The 23,813-nt window shown below is 39.4% G+C and carries 21 protein-coding genes, 3 pseudogenes and 1 riboswitch; of the genes and pseudogenes, 16 read left to right on the plus strand and 8 right to left on the minus strand.

Annotated features, from left to right (window positions below; genetic code table 11):
- Positions 1–19 precede the first annotated feature (19 nt).
- The 4 genes from KBP50_RS02795 to rplK form a co-directional block, all read right to left on the minus strand.
- Positions 20–619 (minus strand): DUF4247 domain-containing protein, encoded by a 600-nt coding sequence (locus KBP50_RS02795; protein ID WP_050349885.1) that lies wholly within the window; start codon positions 617–619, stop codon positions 20–22.
- 713 nt (positions 620–1,332) lie between these two features.
- A complete protein-coding gene (locus tag KBP50_RS02800; RefSeq protein WP_050349886.1) occupies positions 1,333–2,001 on the minus strand; it encodes a PspA/IM30 family protein in 669 nt (222 codons plus the stop codon).
- A gap of 28 nt (positions 2,002–2,029) precedes the next feature.
- On the minus strand, positions 2,030–2,539 hold the full coding sequence (locus KBP50_RS02805) for a DUF4178 domain-containing protein (protein WP_050349887.1): 510 nt from the start codon (positions 2,537–2,539) through the stop codon (positions 2,030–2,032).
- Positions 2,540–3,091: 552 nt separating this feature from the next.
- Entirely contained in the window at positions 3,092–3,514 is a 423-nt protein-coding gene (rplK, locus tag KBP50_RS02810; protein WP_050349888.1) for a 50S ribosomal protein L11, read from the minus strand.
- Between the two features lie 229 nt (positions 3,515–3,743).
- Here rplK and KBP50_RS02815 point away from each other — a divergent pair, with 229 nt between their 5' ends.
- Positions 3,744–4,091 (plus strand): CHY zinc finger protein, encoded by a 348-nt coding sequence (locus tag KBP50_RS02815; protein WP_050349889.1) that lies wholly within the window; start codon positions 3,744–3,746, stop codon positions 4,089–4,091.
- 347 nt (positions 4,092–4,438) lie between these two features.
- Here KBP50_RS02815 and KBP50_RS02820 read toward each other — a convergent pair whose 3' ends face one another.
- The 4 genes from KBP50_RS02820 to KBP50_RS02835 are packed head-to-tail and all read right to left on the minus strand — an operon-like array spanning position 4,439 to position 8,045.
- Entirely contained in the window at positions 4,439–5,224 is a 786-nt protein-coding gene (locus tag KBP50_RS02820) for an energy-coupling factor transporter transmembrane component T family protein (protein ID WP_050349890.1), read from the minus strand.
- The gene (locus KBP50_RS02825) at positions 5,205–6,857 is read right to left on the minus strand and encodes an ABC transporter ATP-binding protein (RefSeq protein WP_050349891.1); all 1,653 of its coding nucleotides are present in this window, start codon (positions 6,855–6,857) and stop codon (positions 5,205–5,207) included. Before KBP50_RS02825 ends, KBP50_RS02820 begins: the two co-directional genes overlap by 20 nt.
- Positions 6,854–7,435, minus strand: coding sequence for an ECF transporter S component (locus KBP50_RS02830; protein ID WP_050349892.1), 582 nt, complete (start codon positions 7,433–7,435; stop codon positions 6,854–6,856). Before KBP50_RS02830 ends, KBP50_RS02825 begins: the two co-directional genes overlap by 4 nt.
- Positions 7,428–8,045, minus strand: a complete 618-nt coding sequence (locus tag KBP50_RS02835; RefSeq protein WP_050349893.1) for a YkoF family thiamine/hydroxymethylpyrimidine-binding protein — start codon at positions 8,043–8,045, stop codon at positions 7,428–7,430. The genes KBP50_RS02830 and KBP50_RS02835 overlap by 8 nt, the downstream gene beginning before the upstream one ends.
- A gap of 408 nt (positions 8,046–8,453) precedes the next feature.
- A riboswitch (TPP riboswitch) is annotated at positions 8,454–8,556 on the minus strand.
- A 293-nt stretch (positions 8,557–8,849) separates the two neighbouring features.
- On the opposite strand from KBP50_RS02835, the pseudogene KBP50_RS22725 reads away from it, so the two are divergent.
- From KBP50_RS22725 to KBP50_RS02910, 15 genes and pseudogenes are all read left to right on the plus strand, one after another.
- Positions 8,850–9,000, plus strand: a pseudogene (locus KBP50_RS22725) (FAD-dependent oxidoreductase); the annotation flags it as partial.
- A gap of 377 nt (positions 9,001–9,377) precedes the next feature.
- Positions 9,378–9,752, plus strand: coding sequence for a hypothetical protein (locus KBP50_RS02845; protein WP_076361990.1), 375 nt, complete (start codon positions 9,378–9,380; stop codon positions 9,750–9,752).
- Complete coding sequence (gene yidC / locus KBP50_RS02850) at positions 9,698–10,498, plus strand: membrane protein insertase YidC (protein ID WP_050349894.1); 801 nt, start codon at positions 9,698–9,700, stop codon at positions 10,496–10,498. Before KBP50_RS02845 ends, yidC begins: the two co-directional genes overlap by 55 nt.
- Before the next feature lie 271 nt (positions 10,499–10,769).
- Positions 10,770–11,265: pseudogene (gene queF, locus KBP50_RS02855) on the plus strand (preQ(1) synthase).
- A 55-nt stretch (positions 11,266–11,320) separates the two neighbouring features.
- Positions 11,321–11,947: pseudogene (locus KBP50_RS02860) on the plus strand (queuosine precursor transporter).
- 475 nt (positions 11,948–12,422) lie between these two features.
- Positions 12,423–13,769 carry an aminotransferase family protein gene (locus KBP50_RS02865; RefSeq protein WP_050349895.1) on the plus strand — a complete coding sequence of 449 codons (1,347 nt, stop codon included), beginning with the start codon at positions 12,423–12,425 and terminating at the stop codon, positions 13,767–13,769.
- A gap of 581 nt (positions 13,770–14,350) precedes the next feature.
- On the plus strand, positions 14,351–14,509 hold the full coding sequence (locus tag KBP50_RS02870) for a hypothetical protein (protein ID WP_156875331.1): 159 nt from the start codon (positions 14,351–14,353) through the stop codon (positions 14,507–14,509).
- Positions 14,510–14,665: 156 nt separating this feature from the next.
- A complete protein-coding gene (locus tag KBP50_RS02875; protein ID WP_050349896.1) occupies positions 14,666–16,075 on the plus strand; it encodes an APC family permease in 1,410 nt (469 codons plus the stop codon).
- 338 nt (positions 16,076–16,413) lie between these two features.
- Positions 16,414–17,070, plus strand: coding sequence for a GntR family transcriptional regulator (locus tag KBP50_RS02880; protein ID WP_050349897.1), 657 nt, complete (start codon positions 16,414–16,416; stop codon positions 17,068–17,070).
- Positions 17,071–17,270: 200 nt separating this feature from the next.
- A complete protein-coding gene (locus KBP50_RS02885) occupies positions 17,271–17,666 on the plus strand; it encodes a thioesterase family protein (protein ID WP_050349898.1) in 396 nt (131 codons plus the stop codon).
- A gap of 14 nt (positions 17,667–17,680) precedes the next feature.
- On the plus strand, positions 17,681–18,811 hold the full coding sequence (locus tag KBP50_RS02890; protein ID WP_050349899.1) for a Leu/Phe/Val dehydrogenase: 1,131 nt from the start codon (positions 17,681–17,683) through the stop codon (positions 18,809–18,811).
- A gap of 234 nt (positions 18,812–19,045) precedes the next feature.
- Complete coding sequence (gene pdhA, locus KBP50_RS02895) at positions 19,046–20,110, plus strand: pyruvate dehydrogenase (acetyl-transferring) E1 component subunit alpha (protein ID WP_050349900.1); 1,065 nt, start codon at positions 19,046–19,048, stop codon at positions 20,108–20,110.
- Positions 20,110–21,132, plus strand: a complete 1,023-nt coding sequence (locus KBP50_RS02900) for an alpha-ketoacid dehydrogenase subunit beta (RefSeq protein ID WP_050349901.1) — start codon at positions 20,110–20,112, stop codon at positions 21,130–21,132. Before pdhA ends, KBP50_RS02900 begins: the two co-directional genes overlap by 1 nt.
- A gap of 3 nt (positions 21,133–21,135) precedes the next feature.
- Positions 21,136–22,362 (plus strand): dihydrolipoamide acetyltransferase family protein, encoded by a 1,227-nt coding sequence (locus tag KBP50_RS02905; protein WP_306423679.1) that lies wholly within the window; start codon positions 21,136–21,138, stop codon positions 22,360–22,362.
- Entirely contained in the window at positions 22,363–23,772 is a 1,410-nt protein-coding gene (locus KBP50_RS02910) for a dihydrolipoyl dehydrogenase family protein (RefSeq protein WP_050349903.1), read from the plus strand.
- The last annotated feature ends 41 nt before the right edge of the window (positions 23,773–23,813 follow it).

Here is a 23,813-nt window from a genome sequence, read left to right on the forward strand (position 1 = left end):
TTTTCTTTAATTATTCGCATTATTTACCAGCACCTGGGCCGCCGCCTCGAACAGAGGAAGAACGGATAGATTTTGAATCACTTGACTTCTTGTATAAACCGCCCGAAGATTGATAGCCTCCATAACAGTCTCCGGAATTTTTACATTTGCTTTGACGTTTCTTCCCCCAATCATCAACGTCTAAAACTTCATCCAATAACCAAAGTGCAAATAAACCATTAAAAAAGCTCGGATTATAATTATCCCGTACGAATTGCTGTTCCGCAATTTCAACTGTTGAATTTTCCGGGTTATCTTCATCTTCTGTTACGATTACAAACAAGTTATCGTAAATAAGGGCTTGCTTGTTATCGCTTCTTTCACTTAGCTTTTCGGGTTCTTCATGCTCTTGTAGTTCGTTTACTACCTCATCAATGCTTTTGTCCTCAGCTATGTATATTTCAGATATGTCAGAGGAATTCTCTTGACTAGAAACAACATCTTGAAATGTATAATTTTGATCAATAAATTCAGCAATATCATGTTCAAACAGAGTTCCTTCTGAGGTACTGGCCTGACTTCCACAGGCGGTTAGAAAGAGCAATAAAGATACCAGAACAAAGGAAAGTGAACGCTTCATATTCTCACCTTCTTTTTTTGAGAATCTAAGTAAAGGCGCTCAGGAAGACACCATCCTGAGCGCCTAACTTATCTTATTCGTTAACGTTGCATAGAATGTGTATGAATTTACCCCGCATATAAGGTATATGAAGCCTCCCACTTCAAGGATCTGAAATGGTTTGGGTAGGAGACAACGCCACCTAAATGCCCGGTCCATTGGGCCTGTAAGATGTCGATCGCGGGAGGAGCGACGCACAGAAAAAAGGGGACTTAAGGGTTAAGTCTTTGTTCCACTATAGGAAAGTATAAGATTTTTTGGGTTTATAGTATAAGAAAAACAAAGGCTTCCGCATAAGACTTGGCGACAAGCCAAGTTTTTCTAAAGAGATAAGAAAGTATAAATTTAGGCGCTTGGAGATAACGAAATAACCGAAGCCACGTCCGGCTCATGAGCCCAGCAACGATGCGACTTTTTAGAAATGCGCCCTACGATAAGGCCTCATCGGTTCGTGGAAAAAAGGAAGGCCGACTAAAAACGGGCTTACCGCTCAGGCGTCGGCATACCCCTGTTTTTAGTGGCATGATTCCTAAATCTTTAGTTGATTCGTTCCATTCGCTACGTTGCTAAACGGGCGCCCCGCGCCTTTGTTCTATTTCACATTTCAGTAGGATATGGATGAAAACTCCTGCTGAATAAAGATCCCCTTCATCTGTTATATTTCTATCTGGATGTTATTCTTTGCCTAGTTTTTTCTTTAGGGCAGCAAGTTCATCATCGACATCACTTTTCTCCAGAGCTTCGAATTCGTCATCAAGGCTACGGCTGGAGCTTTGCATGTCCTCGCTTGTTTCTGCTTCTGCTTCATATTTAAGCACTTTTTCTTCCATGCGTTCAAAGCCTTGTTTGGATTCGTCGCTACCAATACCAGATAACGTACGGTTCATTTTTGTTCTTGTTTTTGCAGATTCTGCCCGTGCTTTCAAGGAATCCTTTTTCAACTTCATTTCCTGATATTCTGCCTTCATTTCATCTAGCTTCTGGCGTAATACCGTTGAGTCTTGTTTGGCACGCTCATAAGATTCTTTTAAGGAATCAGCTGTTTGCTGATGTAACTTTTTATCTTCCAAAGCACGTTTAGCAAGGTCATCATTTCCTGCTTCTACTGCTTTCATAGCTTGTTCTTCACGCTTTTTAACCATTTTCTGTGCATCTTCATATTTACGGTGCATCATTTTTTCATTTGCAATTTGTTTGGCAACAGCAGCTTCTGCTTCACGAATATCTTCTTCCATATCACGCATAAATTGATCGAGCATTTTTACAGGGTCTTCTGCTTTATCTAAAGCAGCGTTCAATTCAGATTCTACAACGGTTTTCATACGTTTGAAAAATTTAAACATGGTCATTCCTCCATTATATTTATTATTATTAACTACTAGCGATAATTTTTAATTCATATTCTTCAATTTCATATCCAATGCTCACTTCGATTTCATTGCCCCATTTTTCTAACGAGAGTGCCTTTTCGTCTGAATCGTCATAAAAATCGTAGTATTCACAGGTTAATCCAGTTAAGTTTTCACTGCGACCAGCTCCAATTACGCGAGCTTTACCAGATTCATCCAAGTAAAACGTTGTTCCTTCATAGGAAATTTTTTTAGGAATGGGCTCTTGAATAGGTAATTTAATTTTCTTATATATACCAAGATTAAGTTCATCATCCATTTCTACGCTTAACCATAACGTTTTATGCGTACCTTCTAGTTGATATATATACCATTTGAAGCCGTGATCGTCATAGTCGATTTTCCCTACGACTTTGTAGTCTTCTAGGTCAAATGTAACAATGTCATTTATTTGCAAATTAAACATATTTCTTTCCACAATTGGCTTACTTGTTTCTTTTTTGTTGCCAAATAAACGCCCCAATATACTCATGTATTCACCTCAGCTTTTCTTAGCATATATTCATTATACTAGTACGAATAAAAAATGTATAAGTTTCACGTTTTGAAAAAATTTATTAAATTTTTTTTGCAGAATGGTGGCTTTTGTCCTGAATCGGATAAAAACGGGAAGTGGAATGGCGCGTGGAAGGTGTTCATAAAGACCTATGAATTTTGCTGTAACCTTGTTTCATTGATTAGCATCTATGATATTAAAAAACTTAGCGAAAAAACCTAACGTGATATTTTTTTAGTCGTTCAGCTTTGAATTTGTAAATGAATCCTGTTTAGTACTAGCAAATTTTGAACTCCGGCGAATTAGTTGTGAACTTCGAGCAATTGAACTGCGAACATCGGCGAATTCTATAGAGTATACGAATTACTACATAAAAACTGCACCGCCAATTAGTCGATTTATCTCTAACAATGGGGGGTGCAGTTCGGTAACAGGGTGCAGACAAGCTAAAGTTAACGACTTCCAAACAAGTAAAGGTAGCAGTATCGTTATGATATAATAATGGAACAGAACTAATTACTTAGTAGGTTATTTTTCTTCTATGCGAATTCCCATGCTCTTAGCTGTTCCTGCTATCATCTTCATGGCACTTTCTATACGGGTTGTGTTTAAATCAGGTAATTTAATCTCAGCAATTTTCTTTAGTTGAGCTTGTGTGATAACGCCAACTTGTTGATGACCAGTTGTATTAGCGCCTTTAGTGATAGTAGCGTACTTTTTCAATAGGAAAGCAGCCGGTGGTGTTTTTAATTGGATAGAAAATGTGCGATCTTCATAGATAATTATTTCAGCTGGAATGATTTCTCCCGATTTACCTTTGGTCTGTTCATTATATGCTTTGCAAAATTGTAAAAGATTAATTCCCGTTGGAGCCAAATCCTTTCCAACCTTTGCTGGGTTCGCTTCACCTGCTTCTAATTCAAGTTTAATCATTTTAGTTACATGCTTCATAATCTATACTCCTTTCAGTAAGCAACTAAAAAGGAGTATAAGGTCTATCGTAACGTGAGAGTCAATAGAAATTACAAGTGTTTTTAATCATACTTCTTTAAACGATATCGACCTTAGCAGGTATACCTTTTCAACCCATGCATCTTTCGGAAAAAGAATGAGGGAGAGAGGCAATTGAATTATTTGGTGTAACCGTCAACCATAACTAAATTTGGAAGGGGGAGATAGAATGGTTCATATTTATGGGCAAGTGGTAGATCAAGAGACCCGATGTGTGCATTATCATTCACCAAAAGATATTATTGCTATAAAGTTTAAGTGTTGCCAAAAGTACTATCCTTGCTATCAATGTCATCAACAAGCCGAAAGTCATCACATAGAGGTTTGGCCAAAAGATCAATTTAACCAGAAAGCTATTTTATGTGGTGTCTGTAAAACGGGATTTACGATTGACCAGTACTTACATATAAATCAGTGTACGGATTGCGGTTCTGTATTCAATGATGGGTGCAGGCTGCATCATCATCTTTATTTTAAAGGAGCCTATAAAACTAGGTGCTTGTGGATAACGAAATAAATCGACTAGTCACGTCCGGCGCATGAGCCCAGCAACGATGCGACTTTAGAAATGCGCCCTACGATAAGTCCTCATCGGTTCGTCGCAAAGAGGAAGGCCGACTAAAACCGGGCTTACCGCTCAGGCGTCGGCATACCCCTGTTTTTAGTGGCATGATTCCTAAATCTTTAGTTGATTCGTTCCATTCGCTACGTTGCTAAACGGGCGCCCTGCGCCTTTGTTCTTTTGCTTAAATCATATGAAAATGATAGGACAGACGATTTGTTACCGTATCTAACCAAGCCTCTGTTGTCAACAGGCAATAAGCTGACTATATGAATGTCTAATAGTCAGCTTATTGCCTGTTCTTAAAATTGTCCTTTATACCAGCTGAAATATCCCAATTTGATAGAGATAGCTACGGTGGCTGCCAGTAGAACAATCATGCCACCTAAAAAAAGCCAATCGATAAAAGTAACCTGAAACTGTCGGTAAAAGGCACGGTTCTTTTCCCCACTGAAGCCTTTTGATTCCATAGCGATGGCTGTTCGTTCAGCTTTCCTAATGGCTCCGGAAAGTAAAGGGATAGCATAGCGTTTGTACTGCTGAATGGTTTCTTTTAAACCAGAGACTCGGTTGACTCCCCTTACCTGATGAGCCGCGCGAATTTGTTGTAGCTCATCACGCATCAAAGGTAAAAAGCGATAGCCTGCAAGTATGCCATATGCGAGTTTAGGTGGCAGTTTACATTGCTGCATAAGGCTTAGAATAAAATGAACCATGTTGGTCGTGAAAATAAACATAAACGATAAAGCAGCAAATGCTAGCATACGCAAGGTTAAAGATAAGGCGACGGTAACATTCTCTTTCGGTAATTCCCAAAAGAGAAATTGCATCGTCAACTGAGGATTATTTGGTTCATCTGCAAAGGCGACTGACGTCCAAAGCATGCCAATCGATAAAAGACAAATAACAAGAAAATAAAGCAGATACATTTTCCAAGCAACTTTTCCAAACAGGAAAGTGAGCAGTATGGTTAAAATACAATAAACAAGTGGAGTAAATGGATCAAACACGAATGTTAATAGGCAAACAGAAATAACGACAGTAATTGCTTTTATACTCGGATTGATGTTATTTAGCAATGTAGACATGGTAACCCTCCAAATGCCGTTTTAATTTGATCCGTGTCGGATAATCCAAATGCCATTTGTTTAAACACGGTCGTTCCCATAGCTGTTCAGGTGTTTCATCTATGACGATTTGGCCATTTTCCAATACGATAACCCGATCAGCATATTGATCGACAATGTCCATATCGTGCGTCACCATGATAATCGTTGTTCCATTTTTATATCGTTCCTCTAATAATCGCATCAGTTCACGGGTGGAGGCAGCGTCTTGCCCAAAGGTCGGCTCATCCAGGAACAAGATGTTTTGTTCATCGACAATCATGGTTGCCACACTAAGGCGGCGTTTTTGCCCTTGACTTAATGTATAAGGATGTCTATGCTCCATCCCTTGCAATTGGCAACTTTCTAATGTATGGAAAACTTTTTCTTTAATCGTTGTTTCGGGATATGTTCTCAAACGTAAAGTATAAGCAATTTCTTCAAACACACTATCTGTAATAAATTGGTGTTCTGGATTTTGAAATACATAGCCAATTTGTTGCCGTAATTCTTTTTGTTTCCAATGTTTAAGTAAACGATGGTTGACATATATTTCTCCTGTAGAAGGAGTTTCAATTCCTGCTAACAGCCGAGTCAACGTGGTTTTTCCACTGCCGTTCGCGCCGGTAATAGCAATAAACGACGGTCGCTCCAACGTACAAGTAATATGCTGTAATATTTGCCGCTTGTTTTTCGTTAGGTTCAAATGATGTGCTTCAAGCGCAGCCTTTGTATTTTGGTTTCTGGCAGGCGGTTTATCTAAATATTGCTGATCCAAATAAGACACATGTGCTGAAAAATCGTCATACGTTAGTGGGATAGACGTAAAAGTTGCTTGCTTGTTTGCTGCAGCGTTTAATACGAGCTCCGTAATTGGTGGAAGAGCGATCCCTTGTGATTGCAAAAGCGGAGCATGCTTCGTAATTGCTTTTGTTAAAGAACCATCAAAAATACATTGTCCCTGTCTTGATAATATACAAGCTCGTTGTATAAAAGAGACCCAGCCTTCTAGTTGATGTTCAATAACAATAAGTCCAATTTTCTTTTCCTGTTGGATGGTTTTCATCGTTTGGATAAATTCTTGCTTGGCTAACGGGTCTAAGTTAGCGGTAGGCTCATCTAAAATAACGAAATCTGGTTCGAGTGCTAAAACACAGGATAGGGCTAGCTTCTGTTTTTGTCCTCCTGAAAGAGAATGGATGGTAGCTTCTCTATGTTCCGTTAAATGAACGAGTTGTAATGCTTCATCGATTTTGGCTGCGATTTTTTCCCTTGGCGTATTTATATTTTCCAGTCCAAAAGCGATTTCATCCTCTACAGTTAACATACAAAATTGACTCTCAGGATCTTGAAATACGACACCGACATGCTTGCTGATTTCTCCAGGTTTTGTAGCTTGTACATTTTTATCGAAAATACGGACTTTTCCTTCCGTTTTTCCATCGAGTTCTCGAGGGTAGATCCCATTTAAGCAACAGGTTAACGTGCTTTTTCCACTTCCGCTCGGTCCAAGTAATAGCATCGTTTCACCAGCATTCAGATGAAAGGATAGTTTGCTGATAACGGCTTGTTCATGTCCTTCAAACCAAAGGGAAAGCTCGTTCACTTGTATCATGATACAGACCTCTCTTTATGCATTTGTTTACCCAGAGCAAAGCTGGACAGTACGCCCGTTTTTGCGAGGGAGTCACTAATTGCTTTTCCAAGCATACCAGAAATAATCGCCCCGCTTAGCATTCTAGCTACGAGCATGCTTATTACATAAGGTGTGCTTAAAGCCGCATAGCCACTACGAAAATAGCCCCAAATAAAACTTAAAATCGCTGCGCCTACTCCGGCAAGCATCAACACCCACAAGGAATAGCGTTTATACCTTGTAGCAGCAAAAGCTGTCTCAGCGCCAAGACCTTGAATGATCCCTGTCACAATAATAATCGGTCCCATCGCATTTCCTAATAGCATTTCAACGGTAGCTGCAATGGTTTCGGACAAAAACGCTGCACCAGGCTTCCGTAAAATATAAGCTGCAATAATGGATACGATAAACCAGATACCAAAAATAAAATCGTAACCTATAGGTCCCATAAAGGATGCAAGTAGCTTTCCTATAGGGAGAAAAGCTAAATAAACAATTCCAAATACGACCGATAACACGGACATGACAATGATTTCTTTTAATCGCCAATTATTCATTGTTGTCCACATCCTTTTTAGATGGACTATTAGCTGAGATCGTTACAGTCATAACTGTGTGGGAAGAATCGCTCTTTTCCATATTGGTGAATACTTGTTCCAAACCATTAAATACATCTTTTCCTTCTCCATCTAAACGAGTGGCATAGTGAATCGATGATACGTGGATACCTTCCTGCTTCATTGCTTCAATTTGACTGTAAATCATATCCATATAGTCGCCGCCGCCTAATGGATAGAGAGAAAATTTCCCAGCTATATTTTGTTGAATCTTGCTGCTTTGTGCTTCGTTTAATCTAATATCATCTTCTGCTAAGAAAACATCACCAGCGGAATCTCCAGGACAGCCTATGGAATACGTCCCGCTAAATACCACATGATGCCCAGTCTGAGCGGCATGGAGAAACAAAGCCTTGGTAACATCGAATACATGAACGATTTTCCCTCTGACACATGTTCCGACGTCTGTTGTTTTTACCCACACCTTTGATGTATCTACTTCTTCTAATGCTTTCATAATGACATGTACAAATTGATCTGTCATCGGGTAAAGTGCAAAATCGCATCCTGCAATTTTACTTTGGCTGCAAATAATGGTTTGATCTTTCATTCGTTCTTCCTCCCTAAAATTTTTATTAAGGTGTAGCCCTTTGATAGCACTACAAGGCTAACCAACTGTTCCTGAACATGGCCGCCTGGACTAATCATACCAAGAACAGTGTTTCGCCCAATTTTTTACATAAACAAAGGCGCGGGGCGCCCGTTTAGCAACATAGCGAATGGAACGAATCAACTAAAGATAAAGGAATCACGGTGAGGTAACGAACCGATGAGGCCTTATCGTAAGGCGATTTCGTGAAGTCGCCTAGTTGCTGGGCGCTGAAGCCGGACGTGGCTTCGGTTATTTCATTATCCATAAGCACCTAAGTTTATACTTTCTTATACATACAAAAAAACTGCATTCGCTGGGAATGCAGTCTTCGCCAATTATCATTTAACAGAATTTCTTGAGTGTAAGTTGGTCACGACTGCACTTCCCCACGCTAGTATTATCTAGATCGGGTAATAAGGGTCAGAATGATTCCTCTCAGCCATCTAAAATAGCTCCCCTAGTGCAATTAGCTATGCAATTTTAATCATACGTCATAGCGATTATAGTATAGAACGCCAAAGTTCACAACCAATTCGCCCGAAGTGCACAAATAGGTTGCTCGAAGTTCATAACTAAATCACCGCAGTTCACAATTCCATTCCGTATAAAAACAGTATCCTATTGCCTGTTTTTAAAATATTGTATCAAGGAAATATTTTAAGTTTAAAAACTTGTTTAATTATAAATAATTAGTTAATTAGGATAATATGAATGATATATAGAATGGAGAGCAGCTGAAGCTAAGCAAGGGGGAATTATTGTATGTATGATTACATAATCATCGGTGGAGGTATTGTAGGTTTAGCAACTGCATGGCAGATGAAAAAAAGCACCCCAAATCATCCATTGCCGTATTAGAGAAAGAAGTAGGATGGTAACCCATCAAACAGGAAGAAACAGTGGGGTCATTCATCCGTTATACCAAAAAGTGAGCCCTTTTACTTGGGGGTGTTCCAGTTCTCGTAACAGTAATTCCCCAATTTTTCCTTTATAAGGTAGCTGTTACCGCTACTATTGTTGATATATCCAGTAGTATGGACTGATATTACGGGACTCGTAGCTTTGCTTATTGTCGTAGCTAAAAGTTTAAAGAGAAATAATGGAAATTCCGTGTCAGAGCATGTTAGTTAGACAAATTTCGATAGTGCTGGTTGGATTTTAAAATCTAAATGATGCAGCCATACTTGAAAAATTCATTCAAAGGGCAAAAAGTCATATTCTCCCAACCAATCTATTCGCTTTCTTGTGTTATAATGGGATAAATAGGTCGTTAAAGGAGGTGAATATAAAATGATGGATTTAATAAATGAGCTCATTAATGATGCTTCACCAGTTTACTTTTATTTAAGCATCTTATTGACGATGGCGTCTGCATATTCGTTTACGGCTATTCAATTTGGTCATATGATGGATACGCACCACTTGCAAATAAGAGAGTATCATAATGAACGTTATCGCTTATTACCGATACAAGAACTATTCGGGATGTGCGATGAAATCTTTCAATGGGTCGTTAAAAAGGCAAGTCAAATAACTTCCCCAGATGATGATACAGACCACTCTCCCTTCTCGTTACAATTTATGGATTTATTACAACGAGGAGGAAAAATATGCACGATCATTTTATATTCACTTTTCTTAAGAAATACGGTGTTGTTAGTTTAACTTTACTTGTTCTGCTTACTGGATGTCAGGCAGATGGAGGAATGATGGGTTTTCAAAATCCTTTTCCCCCAATGATTAAGTATGTTGCTGGACTGTTTGGTGATGATTATGGCTTATCCATTGTTCTTATAACGGTGCTCATTCGTTTGCTGTTAATGCCGCTAGCATTTAAGCAAATCAAAAATGGGGCAAAAATGAAAGCAAAGATGAATCAAATGAAGCCAGACATGGATGCCCTGAAGCAGAAATATAAGAACAAACAAGATGCTGCCTCCAAAGCGGAAATGCAGCAAGAAATGATGCAGCTGTACAAAAAACATCAATTCAATCCATTAAGTTCCATGGGCTGTCTTCCGATGTTATTGCAATTCCCGGTTGTCATTGCGTTTTATCATGCGATTCGAAGCTCACAGGAGATAGCTTCGCACTCCTTTTTATGGTTCGATTTGGGGCAAGTGGACATGATTTTACCATTTGTTGCAGCAGCTGTTTATTTCTTGCAATCTCGTGTATCTTTGATTGGTATAGAGGAAAAACAAAAAAAGCAGATGGCCATAATGGGCTTAATATCTCCGATTATGATTGGGTTTATTTCGTTTAGTACACCAGCTGCACTTCCGTTATATTGGGCAGTGAGTGGTACGGTTCTCGTTTCACAAACCTTGCTTGCTAAAAAGTTGTATTATCGTGAGGATACAAAAGCGGAGAAGACCATGAGCAAGCAGGTAGAAACGTCATCGTCATAATACTGGTCTAGCCGAGGCTAAAACTAAAAGATCGGTTTTTTAGACAGGTATGTTCACACGAGACTCCATTGACTTTGCCTCAGGCATCTATATAATGAGTCCAGTATGATAGATTAAAATAAGAAGAGGTTCTTAGCTTAACCCTCTATAAAAAACGATAAACCACGGTGCCTTAGTGCCGTGGTTTTTTGCATCTCAAGAGAAAAGACATACTACAATTCTTAAACACTATGAAACAGTTTAAGCAAACAAAAGAGAGGATGATGTAAATATGAGTGGAAGGAAAGAAGCTGAATTATCAGGAGTGACTCTATTAGGCGGCCAAGATACTACCTATGCTTTTGACTATACACCAGAGATTTTGGAAGTGTTTGATAATAAGCACCCAAACCGGGAGTATTTGTTAAATTTAATTGCCCTGAGTTTACCACACTTTGTCCAAAGACGATGCAGCCTGATTTAGGTACGATTTACATTAGTTATATCCCAGATAAGAAAATGGTTGAAAGTAAATCATTGAAACTTTATTTATTCAGTTTTCGAAATCATGGAGATTTTCACGAGGATAGTGTGAATATTATTATGAATGACCTTATTCATTAATGGCTCCACGTTATATTGAAGTTTGGGGGAAATTTACCCCCCGTGGAGGAATTTCCATAGATCCATATTGTAATTATGGAAAACATGGAACAAAGTTTGCGCAAATGGCTGAACAAAGACTTTGGAACCATGATATGCATCCAGAGAAAATAGATAATCGTTAAAGTTTTTAGAGGGTTAAGCTAGGGTTTTGCTTTTTTAAAAAGGAAGAGGAATGGGATGTTTATTTACTTTAATGCAATGTTTGTAGGTCTGTTGTTGTTATCTAATATATTAGCAGTAAAATTATTTCAAATTGGCCTCTTCATTTTTCCCGGGGCTGTAATTGTGTACGTGATTACGTATTTACTTACGGACGTAATTGGGGAAGTGTATGGAAAAGAAGCGCTAAAAGTACGGTCAAAGCAGGGTCGATTACACAGTTAGTTGCGATGGGATTTATTTTTATTACGATTCATTTACCCAGCTGCCCCCAATTTTACTTTTCAAGCGGAATTTGGACAAATTTTAGGCGGAAGCTTTCGGGTAATGATTGCTAGTTTAGCATCCTATGTGACTAGTCAAAACCTGGATGTAGCCATCTTTCATTATTTACGCAAGAAGCATGGAAATAAGAAGTTATAGCTTCGTAATAATTTATCTACGATGACGAGTCAATTGTTTGATACAACTATTTTTATTGTTGTTGCATTCTGGGGAATCGTACCTGCTCATGTCTTAGGAGGCATGATTATATCACAATATGTTTTTAAACTAATCATTGCTCTTTTTGACACTCCTTTTGCTTATCTCTTAGTGAAATGGGCGCGTTCTCAGAAAAACAAAAAAATAACTGTTGCGGTTTGATTGAATTTTCGTTAAAATTAAATTACTACAAAATTTGAATGGTGTTTGTTCAAAGAGGTTGGGATGGAGAGGTTTTGGATTATGTTTCGAGCAGAACGAAATGGAAGCTTCGCTTAGAAACAGTAACAAATCCACTGAAAATCTAATGACAGTTTTTGAACACCCATAAACAAACTGCTAAATCTAATCGACTTTACTGTTGAAGTAAAGCGGTTCATTAGATGGAAACCAGTTATATGGACAGAATTGCTTTCAATATTTTCTGTCTTTATGACTGGTTTTTTGTTTTATTTTTCATAGTAATTGCAGTGGTAAAGCTATTTCTATGCTTATTATCCTGGCGTAGCTGTGTCAACTTAGCACCAAGTTTGTTGTGAGACCATGTCGTCATGTAGCCAGAATACGCACGGAGAATGAAATCTTTAGGAAACTCATAAAGCTGAGTTTTGTAATATTTTTATAGGGGGAATGGGTAATGAGTAATAATCTAATTGAAATGGATAAACGGCATTTCATCCATCCAACTTCATCAATTCAGCAACAGCAAAAAAATGGGGCAAAGGTCATTATGGAAGAAGGAGACGGCATTTACTTAAAGGACATCACAGGAAAATGGTATTTGGACGCTGTATCGTCGTTATGGAATGTGAATATCGGTCACGGCAGGGAAGAATTAGCGAAGGCTGCTGCGGAACAAATGAAAAAAATGGCGTTTAGTTCAGCTTTTTCCACATTTAGTCATGAACCAGCGATTCGACTTGCGGAGAAAATTGCTTCGCTTACACCAGAAGGGTTAAATGCTGTGTTTTTTACATCGGGAGGTTCAGAATCAAATGATTCAGCTGTAAAACTAGTACGGCATTATTGGAAGATCCAAAACAGATCGGAGCGGCGAAAAATAATCTCGCTTAAGCGAGGTTACCATGGCGTGGCGGCTGCTTCTACAAGCGTGACGGGCATCCCAGAATTTTGGGGGATGGCAGGACATATGATGACTGACTTTATTCATGTAGACACACATTATAACAGTACAACAGACCAAGCGATCGCTTCCTTACGACAAGCAATTGAAGAATCAGGTCCAGAAACAGTGGCAGCATTTTTTGCAGAGCCTATACAAGGAGCAGGTGGCGTATTAATACCACCAGATGACTACTTTCCTAGAATTAGAGCTCTTTGTGATGATTATGGCATATTATTTGTAGCTGATGAAGTCATTACAGGCTTTGGGAGAACGGGCAAGATGTTTGGAATCGAAAATTGGGACGTTATTCCTGATGTTATGACATTTGCTAAAGGTGTAACTAGTGGTTATTTCCCTTTAGGAGGTGTTGTTGTTTCAGAGACCATTCATAACGTGTTCAAAGAAAAGTCTCTTGGAACGCTATTTCACGGATTCACTTATAGTGGACATCCAACGGGCGCAGCTGTTGCCTTGAAAAATATTGAAATCATGGAACAAGGACAACTAGTGGAAAATTCACGGTTAATGGGGAATAGGCTGTTACTTGGTTTGAAAAAGGTCAAAGAGAGCCTTGAGATTGTAGGAGATGTACGGTTTGTAGGCTTACTTGGTGCAGTAGAGCTTGTGGAAGAACCTGTTTCCAACAAACGATTTGCGCAAGACCAACATGTAACACTAAAAGCGATTGAAGCACTACATGAACGTGGGGTTATTTGCCGTGGAGTTACCTATGATAATACGGATATCATCTGTATCGCTCCTCCGCTAATTATAAATCAGGAACAAGTTGACCAACTGGTCGAAGGAGTATATGAAGCTATTTTAAAAGTTCAGCAACAACTTGGGATAAAACGATAGAGAGAGGATAAGTTTTTCATATAATTGAAACCGATTACAAAATGTCTGGAAAGAGTGTAGCGGGTGAGAGCAATGGAATTTAGGAATTACGGTTATCGTCCATTTTTTGTTTCTTTTTCTGTTCTCATTTATGTTAACCGAAAAATAAAACGTATCAGATTATAATATGGCTAGTACGTATATGGTTCTCACCCTTTTAAGTAATGCAATAGGCATGGGATATATGGAAAATAGATTATTTGTATGGTATGAGGCAACAATGGCTAGGTTCTATGTTATTTTATCCCGCATATAAGGTGCTGTAAGACTCCCACTTAGAGGAGTTGGATAATCTGTACTGCAACAAGTCAAACTGGGAGATAACTGCATCTAACATGTCCTATTTCGTAAGAGCCTTTAGGTTATACCATTACAGTACTAACAATCAGTGGGGATGATAAAAACCCCACTGATCGAAGAGTCACTTTATAGCCGCATTTCAGTCATTTATGCCCCCCTGATTGCACTTATACTGGCACTGTATATTTCTCCATTAGTCGAGCTTTGGGAACTGGAACGGGTAATACTTGTTTCAGGGGCGCATGCATCTGGAATATTCGAATTATTCAGTAAGATATTATCTAGTGGTTGCTGGTTATACGTTTATACGTGAGGGAATTTTGGTAGTGGTTACTTGGCGAGTGTTAGGACATCCATTTACCATACATCCTGTATTCGTTGCTATTTTATCATCATTGTAAGTTTAGTTACAAAAAAAGATTTGTTTAATACAGAAAACATAAGCTAGTTCCGTAGTTTTTATAAATGGTAAATGATAAAGTCGCATGATTTAAAGGACAAAAGAAAATGTTACTTTAGAGATCATGTAGATAAAGAGGGAGTGAGGAGTCGAAACGATGAGTGATTCAGATAAGCTATTAAAGGTACTTGGAAACAAAGATGTGCTGGCACTTGCCTTTGGTGCCATGATTGGCTGGGGATGGGTCGTTACATCTGGCTTATGGATAACAGAAGCGGGTTCCTTAGGAGCGATTTTAGCATTTGCAATTGGTGGTTTACTTGTTGTATTTGTAGGGTTAACCTATGCGGAATTATCTTCTGCTCTTCCATTAGCTGGTGGAGAGCAAGTGTATACATTTAAAGCGATGGGAAGAGTAGCTTCGTTTATTGCTACATGGGCGATTATTCTTGGCTATGTGTCTGTAGTAGCATTTGAAGCAGTTGCGTTACCAACCGTGTTTGAGTATATCGTGCCTAACTATAGTCAAGGTTATTTATATACGATAGCAGGTTGGGATGTTACTATAACCTGGGCAGGAGTTGGAATGATTGGCTCCTTACTGGTTGCTTGGATTAATTATCGTGGGATTAAGCTTACATCTGTTATTACGGTTATTTTAACGACATTTATCATTATAGCAGGCTTGATGCTGATCACGGGGAGTACTTTTGGAGGAAATATGGATAATATGCAGCCGCTAGTTAATGCAGGTGCAACTGGTGTATTTACAGTCATTATTATGACACCATTTATGTTTGTTGGTTTTGACGTTATCCCACAAGCTGCAGAGGAAATCAATTTGCCACAACGTAAGATCGGTCAACTGCTTATTCTTTCAGTCGTTTTAGCAGTTATCTGGTATATTGCCATTATTTATGGAGTATCTCGTATATTAAATCCAACAGAACTTAGCGAGTCTAATCTAGTGACAGCTGACGCAATGGCAAAAGCGTTCGGAGATAGTAAGTTGATGGGGAATGTGCTGGTGCTTGGAGGAATTGGGGGTATTCTAACGAGCTGGATTGGCTTCTATGTTGGTGGGAGTCGGGCTATTTATGCGTTGGCGAATGCTGGAATGCTTCCAAAATTTTTAGGAGAATTACATCCAAAATATAAAACGCCTCACCGGGCAATTGTGTTAATTGTACTGCTTTCAACGGCGGCACCTTTACTTGGAAGACCAGCGCTTGTATGGTTAGTCAATGCAGGTGGCTTAGGGCTTGTTGTTGCTTGGTTAATGGTTGCCATTTCGTTCATTTTGCTGCGGAAAACAGCACCGCATATGAATCGTCCTTTTAAGCTGCCTGGTGGGACATTAATTGGCTGGCTAGCTGTACTTATGGCTGTCGGTGTAGTGATTTTGTATATGCCGGGCATGCCATCATCATTGGCCTGGCCTTATGAGTGGCTTATCATTGGAGCTTGGATCATCTTAGGGGTTATTTTGTATCATTATTCAATGGCTAAATATGGGAAGGAATACGCAAGTGAATATATGAAAAAAGAGTTAGATCGAATCGCTTAGTTCCACTTTACCCAATATGTAAGTAGATGCAATCTCCTCACTTCGAGAAGCCTACATCTAAATTCCCGATTCGTTCCAGGTTCATTAGGTTATACCCTTGCAGTACTAACAATCGGTGGGGGATAAAAGAAAGCCTGTTCATTGATGGTTCACTTTATCAAAGCTGTCATATCATTTACTTTTGATACATCTTTACTGCATACGCTTCTTAAAATGGATTTTAATAGAACGTGATAAATTTAGGTAACCAAAACATAATAATTTTGTTATAATAGGTTATATTCAGAATTTATAGACGAAACGAACTAGATGATACCAACTACAGGGGGTTACCAGACATGCGAATTATAAAGCCAGAATCACTTCATTTACAAGCTTATGCTATTTTGAAAGGAGAAATATTAGAAGGGGAATATAGACCAGGAGAGCGAATAGTGGAGGCTAAAATTGCTAATAAACTAGGAATAAGCAGAGGACCAGTAAGAGAGGCTATTCGCATGCTTATTCAAGATGGGTTATTAACGTATAATGATGGATATGTAAGGGTTTACCAGCCTACGCTTGAGGATGTGGTCGACATTTTTCAATGCCGAGAAAGCCTTGAGGCATTAGCTGTCAGTCTTGCTATTGAACAAATAACGGATAATGAAAAAAAGCAATTAGCAAATAATTTGGAATTGACGTATCATGCTTATCAACAAAAGAAATCAATAGAATTGAGTAAATTAGACCAAGAATTTCATGATATCATCATTCAAGCCTCTAGAAATAAGCAATTAATAGAATTGCTGGATGTGATAAGAACAAAAATTCACTATATGCGAATAACGATGGTACAAGGAGAATTTTATCCTTCTTTTGTAAGTGAACATGAAAAGTTGATCCAGTTTTTAGTTGATGGTAAGGAAACAAAAGCAACTACTTTGATGAAAACGCATATTCAAAAAGGTTTAGAAGGTGTATTAATGCATATTGGGAATGTCCAGTCCAGATGAGCAAATAACATCTGGATTTTTATTTTCATGTAGAAATGCTTTCGCGTTCGTAATTAAATCGGAAAAATTATAGTTTACAGTTCTCTGTTGACTGTAACGTGAATATATATTAACATACGAAATATACCGAAAATTTAGAAACAAGATCCATAAATAATTATATATGATTTTATATATAATTTCGAGAGGGGATGACTTAGATGAAGGCAGGGTTGCATATTGGAAAAACAAAAATACTGACGATAACAGTAACGAACGAGATGTTTGCTCAATTTGACGGTAAAGTTGTTCATCCTGTTTATTCTACAGCTTCCATGGTGTATCACATGGAATGGGTGTCCCGACAGTTGCTCATTCCTTATTTGGAAGACCATGAAGAAGGGATGGGGGCCGCAGTAAGTGTTCAACATGTTGCTCCTTCGGGGTTAGGTTCAACCATTAATTTGACTGCTACTGTTTCGGGGGTAAGTACGAAAGAAATTACTACGGAGGTGTATGTGGAGAATGCGAGGGGATTAATTGGAAAAGGCAAAGTAAAACAAGTTGTTTTACCAAAAAAATTAATTCAAGAAAAAGTGCGTACAACGACTACTTAAAGGGGGTCCGGGAATTGAAGCAATTAGAACATTTGCAAGAGGTTGATGTGTTTCAAAAAATAGGCGGTCATGAGCAAGTTGTATTTTGCAATGACCCGAAGACAGGATTAAAAGCAATTATCGCGATACATAACACCACTCTAGGGCCAGCACTAGGTGGAACACGTATGTATCCATATTCAAGTGTTAACGCTGCATTAAATGATGTGCTTCGTTTATCTGAAGGAATGACCGCAAAATGTGCAATGAGCGACGTTGATTTCGGTGGGGGAAAGGCAGTCATTATTGGTGATCCAAAAAAGGATAAATCACCGGCGATGTTTCGGGCATTTGGACAATTTGTAGATTCATTAAACGGCAGGTTTTACACGGGTACAGATATGGGGACGACTATGGACGACTTTATTTATGCAGCAAAAGAAACGAATTTCATCAATGGTCTACCTGAAGCATTTGGGGGTAGCGGAGACACGTCGATACCAACAGCACAGGGCATTATTTATGCGTTACAAGCAACGAATCAGTTTTTATTTCAAAGTAATGCTCTGGAAGGAAAAGTTTACGCGTTACAAGGACTAGGGAAGGTTGGCAGGAAAATAGCACTACACCTGCTTGAAGTCGGCGCAGAGGTCTATGTAACGGACGTGAATGAAAGCGTTATCAATGAGTTTTTAAATGAAGCTAAATCATTCCAGAACGCTGTGCATGTTGTAAGCCCGCTAGACATCTATCAAGTAAACGCAGATGTTTTTATGCCTTGTGCGATGGGCGGAGTAATTAACGAAAGAACGATACCAGTGCTAAATGTAAAGGCAGTTGTTGGTTCAGCAAATAATCAGCTAGCTCATGAAACGGATGCAGAGCTTTTACATGACAAGGGGATTTTATATGCACCTGATTATATCGTTAATGCTGGTGGACTTATCCAGGTTGCGGATGAACAGTATGGTGCCAACAAGAACCGCGTACTACAAAAGACGAAAACAATCTATGAAATGGTACTTCAATTATACGTAGAAGCTCAAGCTGATCATATAACTACGGTAGAAGCGGCACACCGTAAATATGTAAAACAGTTGGAAGAACAACAAAATCGAAACAACTTCTATAGTCGAAATCACAGACCGAAATGGGACATCAAGTAATAGGTCATTACTAAGAAAATTTTCCTCATCAAATGAAACTTCAATCAGTGGGATTTTTCTTCATCCTGCTGATTGTTAGAGACACAAAGAGATGACTTAAGGCTTTTGAGAGAATCGGTCATTTGATTTATAGTTGGATGTTGCCCATACATCCTGCTTTTCGCCAAGTAGAATGAAGAGGATCTGTATTACTGCCAATTACATGCGGGATATAAATGAAAAGGTGGGATAATCATGCGAGAAAAATATCCATTACTGCAGATAATTGACCAAGAAGGTAAATGGTTAGATGAGTCGAATGAGGAAGGATTATTGGAAGAAAAAGTAAAACAGTTTTACTATCACATGTTACGAATTCGAACCTATGATCAGAAAGGGGTAGCCCTACAGAGACAAGGAAGAATTGGGACCTACGTACCTTTTGCAGGGCAGGAGGCAGCCCAAGTGGGCAGTGCATTGGCCCTTGGAAATGAAGACTGGATGTTCCCTACGTATCGAGATCACGGTGCATCGCTTACCTTTGGAGCAGACCTAGATCGAATGCTATTACATTGGAATGGGCGGATAGAAGGGTGTTTACCTTCAAGGGAAAAAAAGATTATGCCTGCATCCATACCTATTGCTACGCATTTACCGCATGCCACTGGTGCAGCGATGGCTGAAGGGTATAAAGGAACTCGAAATGCGGCAATTGCCTACTTTGGAGACGGAGCAACGTCAGAAGGGGATTTTCATGAAGGAATAAATATAGCGAGTGTCTTTAAGGCGCCGGTCGTCTTTTTTAATCAAAATAATGGCTATGCCATTTCGCTTCCAGTTGAAAAGCAGATGAATTCGGAAACCATTGCACAAAAAGCGGAAGCATACGGCATCCCAGGTGTTCGTGTGGATGGCATGGATGTGTTCGCTGTTTACTTTGCTGTTAGCGAAGCTTTAGAAAGGTCTCGATCAGGAAAGGGTCCAACCCTAATTGAGGCAGTGACGATGCGGTTTGGTGCCCATACGACAGCTGATGACCCGTCTAAATATAGAGATCAAGCCGAGGTGAATCGGATTCGGGACCAGGTTGATCCATTACTACGCCTGGAAAAACATATGAAACATAGAGGTATTTGGGAGATGGCGTGGCGGGATTCGATTGAAACAGCGATTCAAGATGAATTGGAAGCCGCAATAAAACGGATGGAAACATATGAACAGCCAGCTGTTTCTGACATGTTTGATCATGTATTTGCTGAGCCAACGTGGACGATTGAAAAACAAAAGCAGCGCATTTTGTCAACGGGAGGGAGTAGCTAATGGCATTATCCAAAGTGGCTAACAAACAGGCGGTACAGGTTGGAGTAAAGGAACTTACGATGATCCAGGCGATTAATGATGGTTTAAAAACGATGCTAGAAGAGGATCCAAAGACACTGCTTTTAGGTGAAGATATTGGCAAAAATGGTGGAGTATTTCGAGCAACGGATGGATTACAGGACGTATTCGGCGAAAAAAGAGTAATCGATACGCCTTTAAGTGAAGCGGGTTTTGTTGGAACCGCAGTAGGGATGGCGTTAAATGGCTTAAAGCCTGTTGTAGAAATTCAATTTTTAGGCTTTGTTTATCCAGCTTTTGAGCAAATTGCCACCCATGTAACACGAATGCGCACGCGAACGTTAGGCTATTATTCGATGCCTATGGTTATTCGTGCGCCATACGGAGCGGGGGTTCGGTCGCCCGAAATTCATTCTGATAGCGTAGAAGCTTTATTTGTCCATTTACCTGGTATCAAAGTAGTTTGCCCATCCACGCCATATGATGCAAAGGGATTGTTGTTAGCTTCCATAGCTGATCCTGATCCGGTATTATTTTTAGAACCGATGCGCTTATACCGTGGCAAGCGACAAGAAGTACCGGCGCATGATTATCGCATTGAGCTTGGGAAAGGGGAGATCGTACAACAAGGTGAAGATGTGACGATTTTTGCCTGGGGAGCGATGATGCCTATAGCTATGGAAGCTGCTGAACTTATGAAGGAGCAAGGTATTTCTTGTGAGGTGATTGATTTACGTACATTATACCCATTAGATAAAGCAATCATTGCGGATTCCGTACAAAAAACAGGCAGGGTCGTCATTATCCATGAAGGACATGAAACAGGGGGAGTAGGCAGTGAAATTGTATCGGTCATTATGGAAACGAGTTTTCTTTATTTGCGTGCACCAATTGAAAAAGTGACAGGTTTTGATGTACCAGTTCCATTATTTGCTTTGGAACATACGTATCTACCTACAACAGAACGGGTGTCGCAAGCGATTCAAAAAGTTTATTCATTTTAGGAGGTGAACGCATTGGTTCAAGTAAAGTTTAGCGATATGGGCGAAGGGATGAACGAAGGGGAAATTATTCATTATTTTGTAGGTGTTGGAGATGTGGTGTCTGTGGATCAGCCGCTCGTAGAAATGCAAACGGATAAAATGGTAGCAGAAATTCCTGCCCCAGCAGCGGGCACGATCGCATCCATTCACTATAAAGAAGGAGATGTGGTTACTGTAGGCAATGTCATTATGGAAATTACCACCGAAGCTGAATCTGCAGCGCCTCTAAGTGAAATGTCAAATACCCGATTGCAATCCGCAAGTACTACTATAGCAACAAAGAAAAACGCTACTACGGTTACTAATCCTTATAACCGTATTTTAGCGGCACCTTATACAAGAAAAATCGCCAGGGAGCTAGGTGTTGATATAGAACAAATACAGGGGACAGGTCCAGCTGGGCGTGTACTAGATGATGACGTGTATCAGTTTGCTGAGCAACCAGAAACAAATAAGTGGACCGAAGAACAGGAAAGCGCTACTCAAAAGTTGCCACAAGCGGAAGAGGAGATACGATTTGCTGGAATACGCAAACGGATTGCAGAAAAAATGAGTTACTCCGTACAGACTATTCCGCATGTGACTCACTATGATGAAGTAGATCTTACGCATTTGCTTGAAGAAAGAAGTGTGTTAAAAGAGATGGGGGAATCCATTTCTGTGGCTGCTTTTTTTATAAAGGCTGTTGTCATTTGTCTAAAAGAGTTTCCGATATTTAATGCACAATTAGAGGTTGAAAAAGAGATTATTCGCTTATTAAAGCAATATTCTATCGGAATCGCGACACATACAGAAGCTGGTCTAATGGTTCCTGTCATACACGATGCCGATCAAAAATCGATCCGCTTTATGGATGAGGAGATGAAGAGGCTCATAAAAAAAGCGAAAGCAGGCGATTTAAAATTAGCAGATATGAAACAGGCAACCTTTACAGTAAATAATGTTGGTCCGCTTGGTGGGATGGCAGCAACACCAATTATTAATCACCCAGAGACAGCGATCATGACTTTTTATAAGACAAAGAAAGTGCCTGTTGTTACAAAAGACGATGCGCTAGAGATTCGAAGTGTGATGAATGTTTCGGTCACATTTGATCATCGGGTAATGGATGGAGCGCAGTCGATCGCATTTACAAATCGTTTTAAGGAACTAATTGAGCACCCGACAAAGCTATTATTGGAGTTGATATAAATGGTGGTTGGGGAATTTGCAGAACAGAGGGAGTTAATCGTTATTGGCGGAGGTCCAGGAGGCTATCATGCAGCGATACGTGCTGCTCAATTAGGAAACCAAGTTACGTTAGTTGAGCAGGACCAGTTGGGTGGTACGTGCTTGCATAAAGGGTGTATTCCATCTAAAATATTTACGCATGTCGCTAGTAAATGGCATCAAACACAACAATTGTCTGCATTTGGTATTTCAACAGGCGATCTATCATTGGATATGCAGGAGTTAATGGCTTATAAAAATAGCACGATTGAACAATTGTGTAAAGGTATTGAAAAACTTTGCCAAGCAAATCGGGTGGAAATCGTCCGCGGGAAGGCAAATTTTATCAATGAACATAAGCTTGGAGTGGAAACAGAACACCAATTTACTCTATTTACGTTTCAGCATGCTATTATTGCGACGGGCAGCTATCCTGTTTTACCTGAAAATTTAAAGAATAACCCCTTTGTATGGACGGAGGAAACGATCTTCACCTTACATGAAATTCCCAAAGATTTAATCGTTTGTGGTAGAGATTATATTGCTTTAGAAGTTGCATTTAGTTATCGGAAGTTAGGTGCGGAGGTAACCATTATCATACCAGAGCAAGCGGATTTTCCATTTGATAAGGCGATCAATCGCGAGTTAAAACGGATGTTAAAAAAAGAGAAGATTCAACTGTATCGTGAAAATAAAATTAAAAATATAACTGCTATCGATGGTGAAGTTTGTGTAAGGATTTCTAGCAATGATCAGGAAATTTCTTTAACTGGTACACATCTTTATATGGAAACAGAGCATAAGCCGAATATAGAATCATTAGGGATCGATCGGATAGGAATGATATATTCGGAAGCAGGTTTCATCAAAGTGGATAACGAAATGAGAACAAACATCCCTTCTATATTTGCGATTGGAAATGTGACTGGGGATAGGTTATCAGCAGTCATAGCAATGAAGCAGGGTAAGGTAGCTGCAGAATTTATTGCTGGAGTAGCGAGCGAGATAGATACAACTATGATGCCGACGGTAGTCCACAGTATCCCTCCAATTGCTGTTGTAGGATTGACAGAAGAGGAAGCAATACGACAAGGTTACGAAGTAAGAACTAGTCAGTTTGGATACAGTGGTAACAGCTATGCCCTGATTGGTAAGGAAAAAAATGGGGTGACAAAGATAGTTAAAGATGCCAAAACGGATTTGTTGTTAGGGTTTCATGTCATTGGCTTCGGTGCGATTGAGCTTATTAGTACTGGAGTTACTGCATTAGAATTAGTAGCGCGCGATGAAGATCTAGCTTTTCCGTTCTATCCGCACCCGAGTTTTAATGAAACCTTTTTAGAAGCAGCTGAAGGCTTGACGAATCGTGCTATTCATATGAAACCATCATAAGTAAATTGTATGCAGTTCATTTAACACTCCATGTTACACGT

It is taken from the genome of Virgibacillus pantothenticus, assembly GCF_018075365.1.
GTDB classification, from domain to species: Bacteria; Bacillota; Bacilli; order Bacillales; family Amphibacillaceae; genus Virgibacillus; species Virgibacillus pantothenticus.

Excerpts from the sequence above, each read along its gene's own strand:
- KBP50_RS02795 (WP_050349885.1), bottom strand. The coding sequence starts at position 619 with ATGAAGCGTTCACTTTCCTTTGTTCTGGTATCTTTATTGCTCTTTCTA.
- KBP50_RS02800 (WP_050349886.1), bottom strand. The coding sequence starts at position 2,001 with ATGTTTAAATTTTTCAAACGTATGAAAACCGTTGTAGAATCTGAATTG.
- KBP50_RS02805 (WP_050349887.1), bottom strand. The coding sequence starts at position 2,539 with ATGAGTATATTGGGGCGTTTATTTGGCAACAAAAAAGAAACAAGTAAG.
- rplK (WP_050349888.1), bottom strand. The coding sequence starts at position 3,514 with ATGAAGCATGTAACTAAAATGATTAAACTTGAATTAGAAGCAGGTGAA.
- KBP50_RS02815 (WP_050349889.1), top strand. The coding sequence starts at position 3,744 with ATGGTTCATATTTATGGGCAAGTGGTAGATCAAGAGACCCGATGTGTG.
- KBP50_RS02820 (WP_050349890.1), bottom strand. The coding sequence starts at position 5,224 with ATGTCTACATTGCTAAATAACATCAATCCGAGTATAAAAGCAATTACT.
- KBP50_RS02825 (WP_050349891.1), bottom strand. The coding sequence starts at position 6,857 with ATGATACAAGTGAACGAGCTTTCCCTTTGGTTTGAAGGACATGAACAA.
- KBP50_RS02830 (WP_050349892.1), bottom strand. The coding sequence starts at position 7,435 with ATGAATAATTGGCGATTAAAAGAAATCATTGTCATGTCCGTGTTATCG.
- KBP50_RS02835 (WP_050349893.1), bottom strand. The coding sequence starts at position 8,045 with ATGAAAGATCAAACCATTATTTGCAGCCAAAGTAAAATTGCAGGATGC.
- KBP50_RS02845 (WP_076361990.1), top strand. The coding sequence starts at position 9,378 with ATGATGGATTTAATAAATGAGCTCATTAATGATGCTTCACCAGTTTAC.
- yidC (WP_050349894.1), top strand. The coding sequence starts at position 9,698 with ATGCACGATCATTTTATATTCACTTTTCTTAAGAAATACGGTGTTGTT.
- KBP50_RS02865 (WP_050349895.1), top strand. The coding sequence starts at position 12,423 with ATGAGTAATAATCTAATTGAAATGGATAAACGGCATTTCATCCATCCA.
- KBP50_RS02870 (WP_156875331.1), top strand. The coding sequence starts at position 14,351 with ATGCATCTGGAATATTCGAATTATTCAGTAAGATATTATCTAGTGGTT.
- KBP50_RS02875 (WP_050349896.1), top strand. The coding sequence starts at position 14,666 with ATGAGTGATTCAGATAAGCTATTAAAGGTACTTGGAAACAAAGATGTG.
- KBP50_RS02880 (WP_050349897.1), top strand. The coding sequence starts at position 16,414 with ATGCGAATTATAAAGCCAGAATCACTTCATTTACAAGCTTATGCTATT.
- KBP50_RS02885 (WP_050349898.1), top strand. The coding sequence starts at position 17,271 with ATGAAGGCAGGGTTGCATATTGGAAAAACAAAAATACTGACGATAACA.
- pdhA (WP_050349900.1), top strand. The coding sequence starts at position 19,046 with ATGCGAGAAAAATATCCATTACTGCAGATAATTGACCAAGAAGGTAAA.
- KBP50_RS02900 (WP_050349901.1), top strand. The coding sequence starts at position 20,110 with ATGGCATTATCCAAAGTGGCTAACAAACAGGCGGTACAGGTTGGAGTA.
- KBP50_RS02910 (WP_050349903.1), top strand. The coding sequence starts at position 22,363 with ATGGTGGTTGGGGAATTTGCAGAACAGAGGGAGTTAATCGTTATTGGC.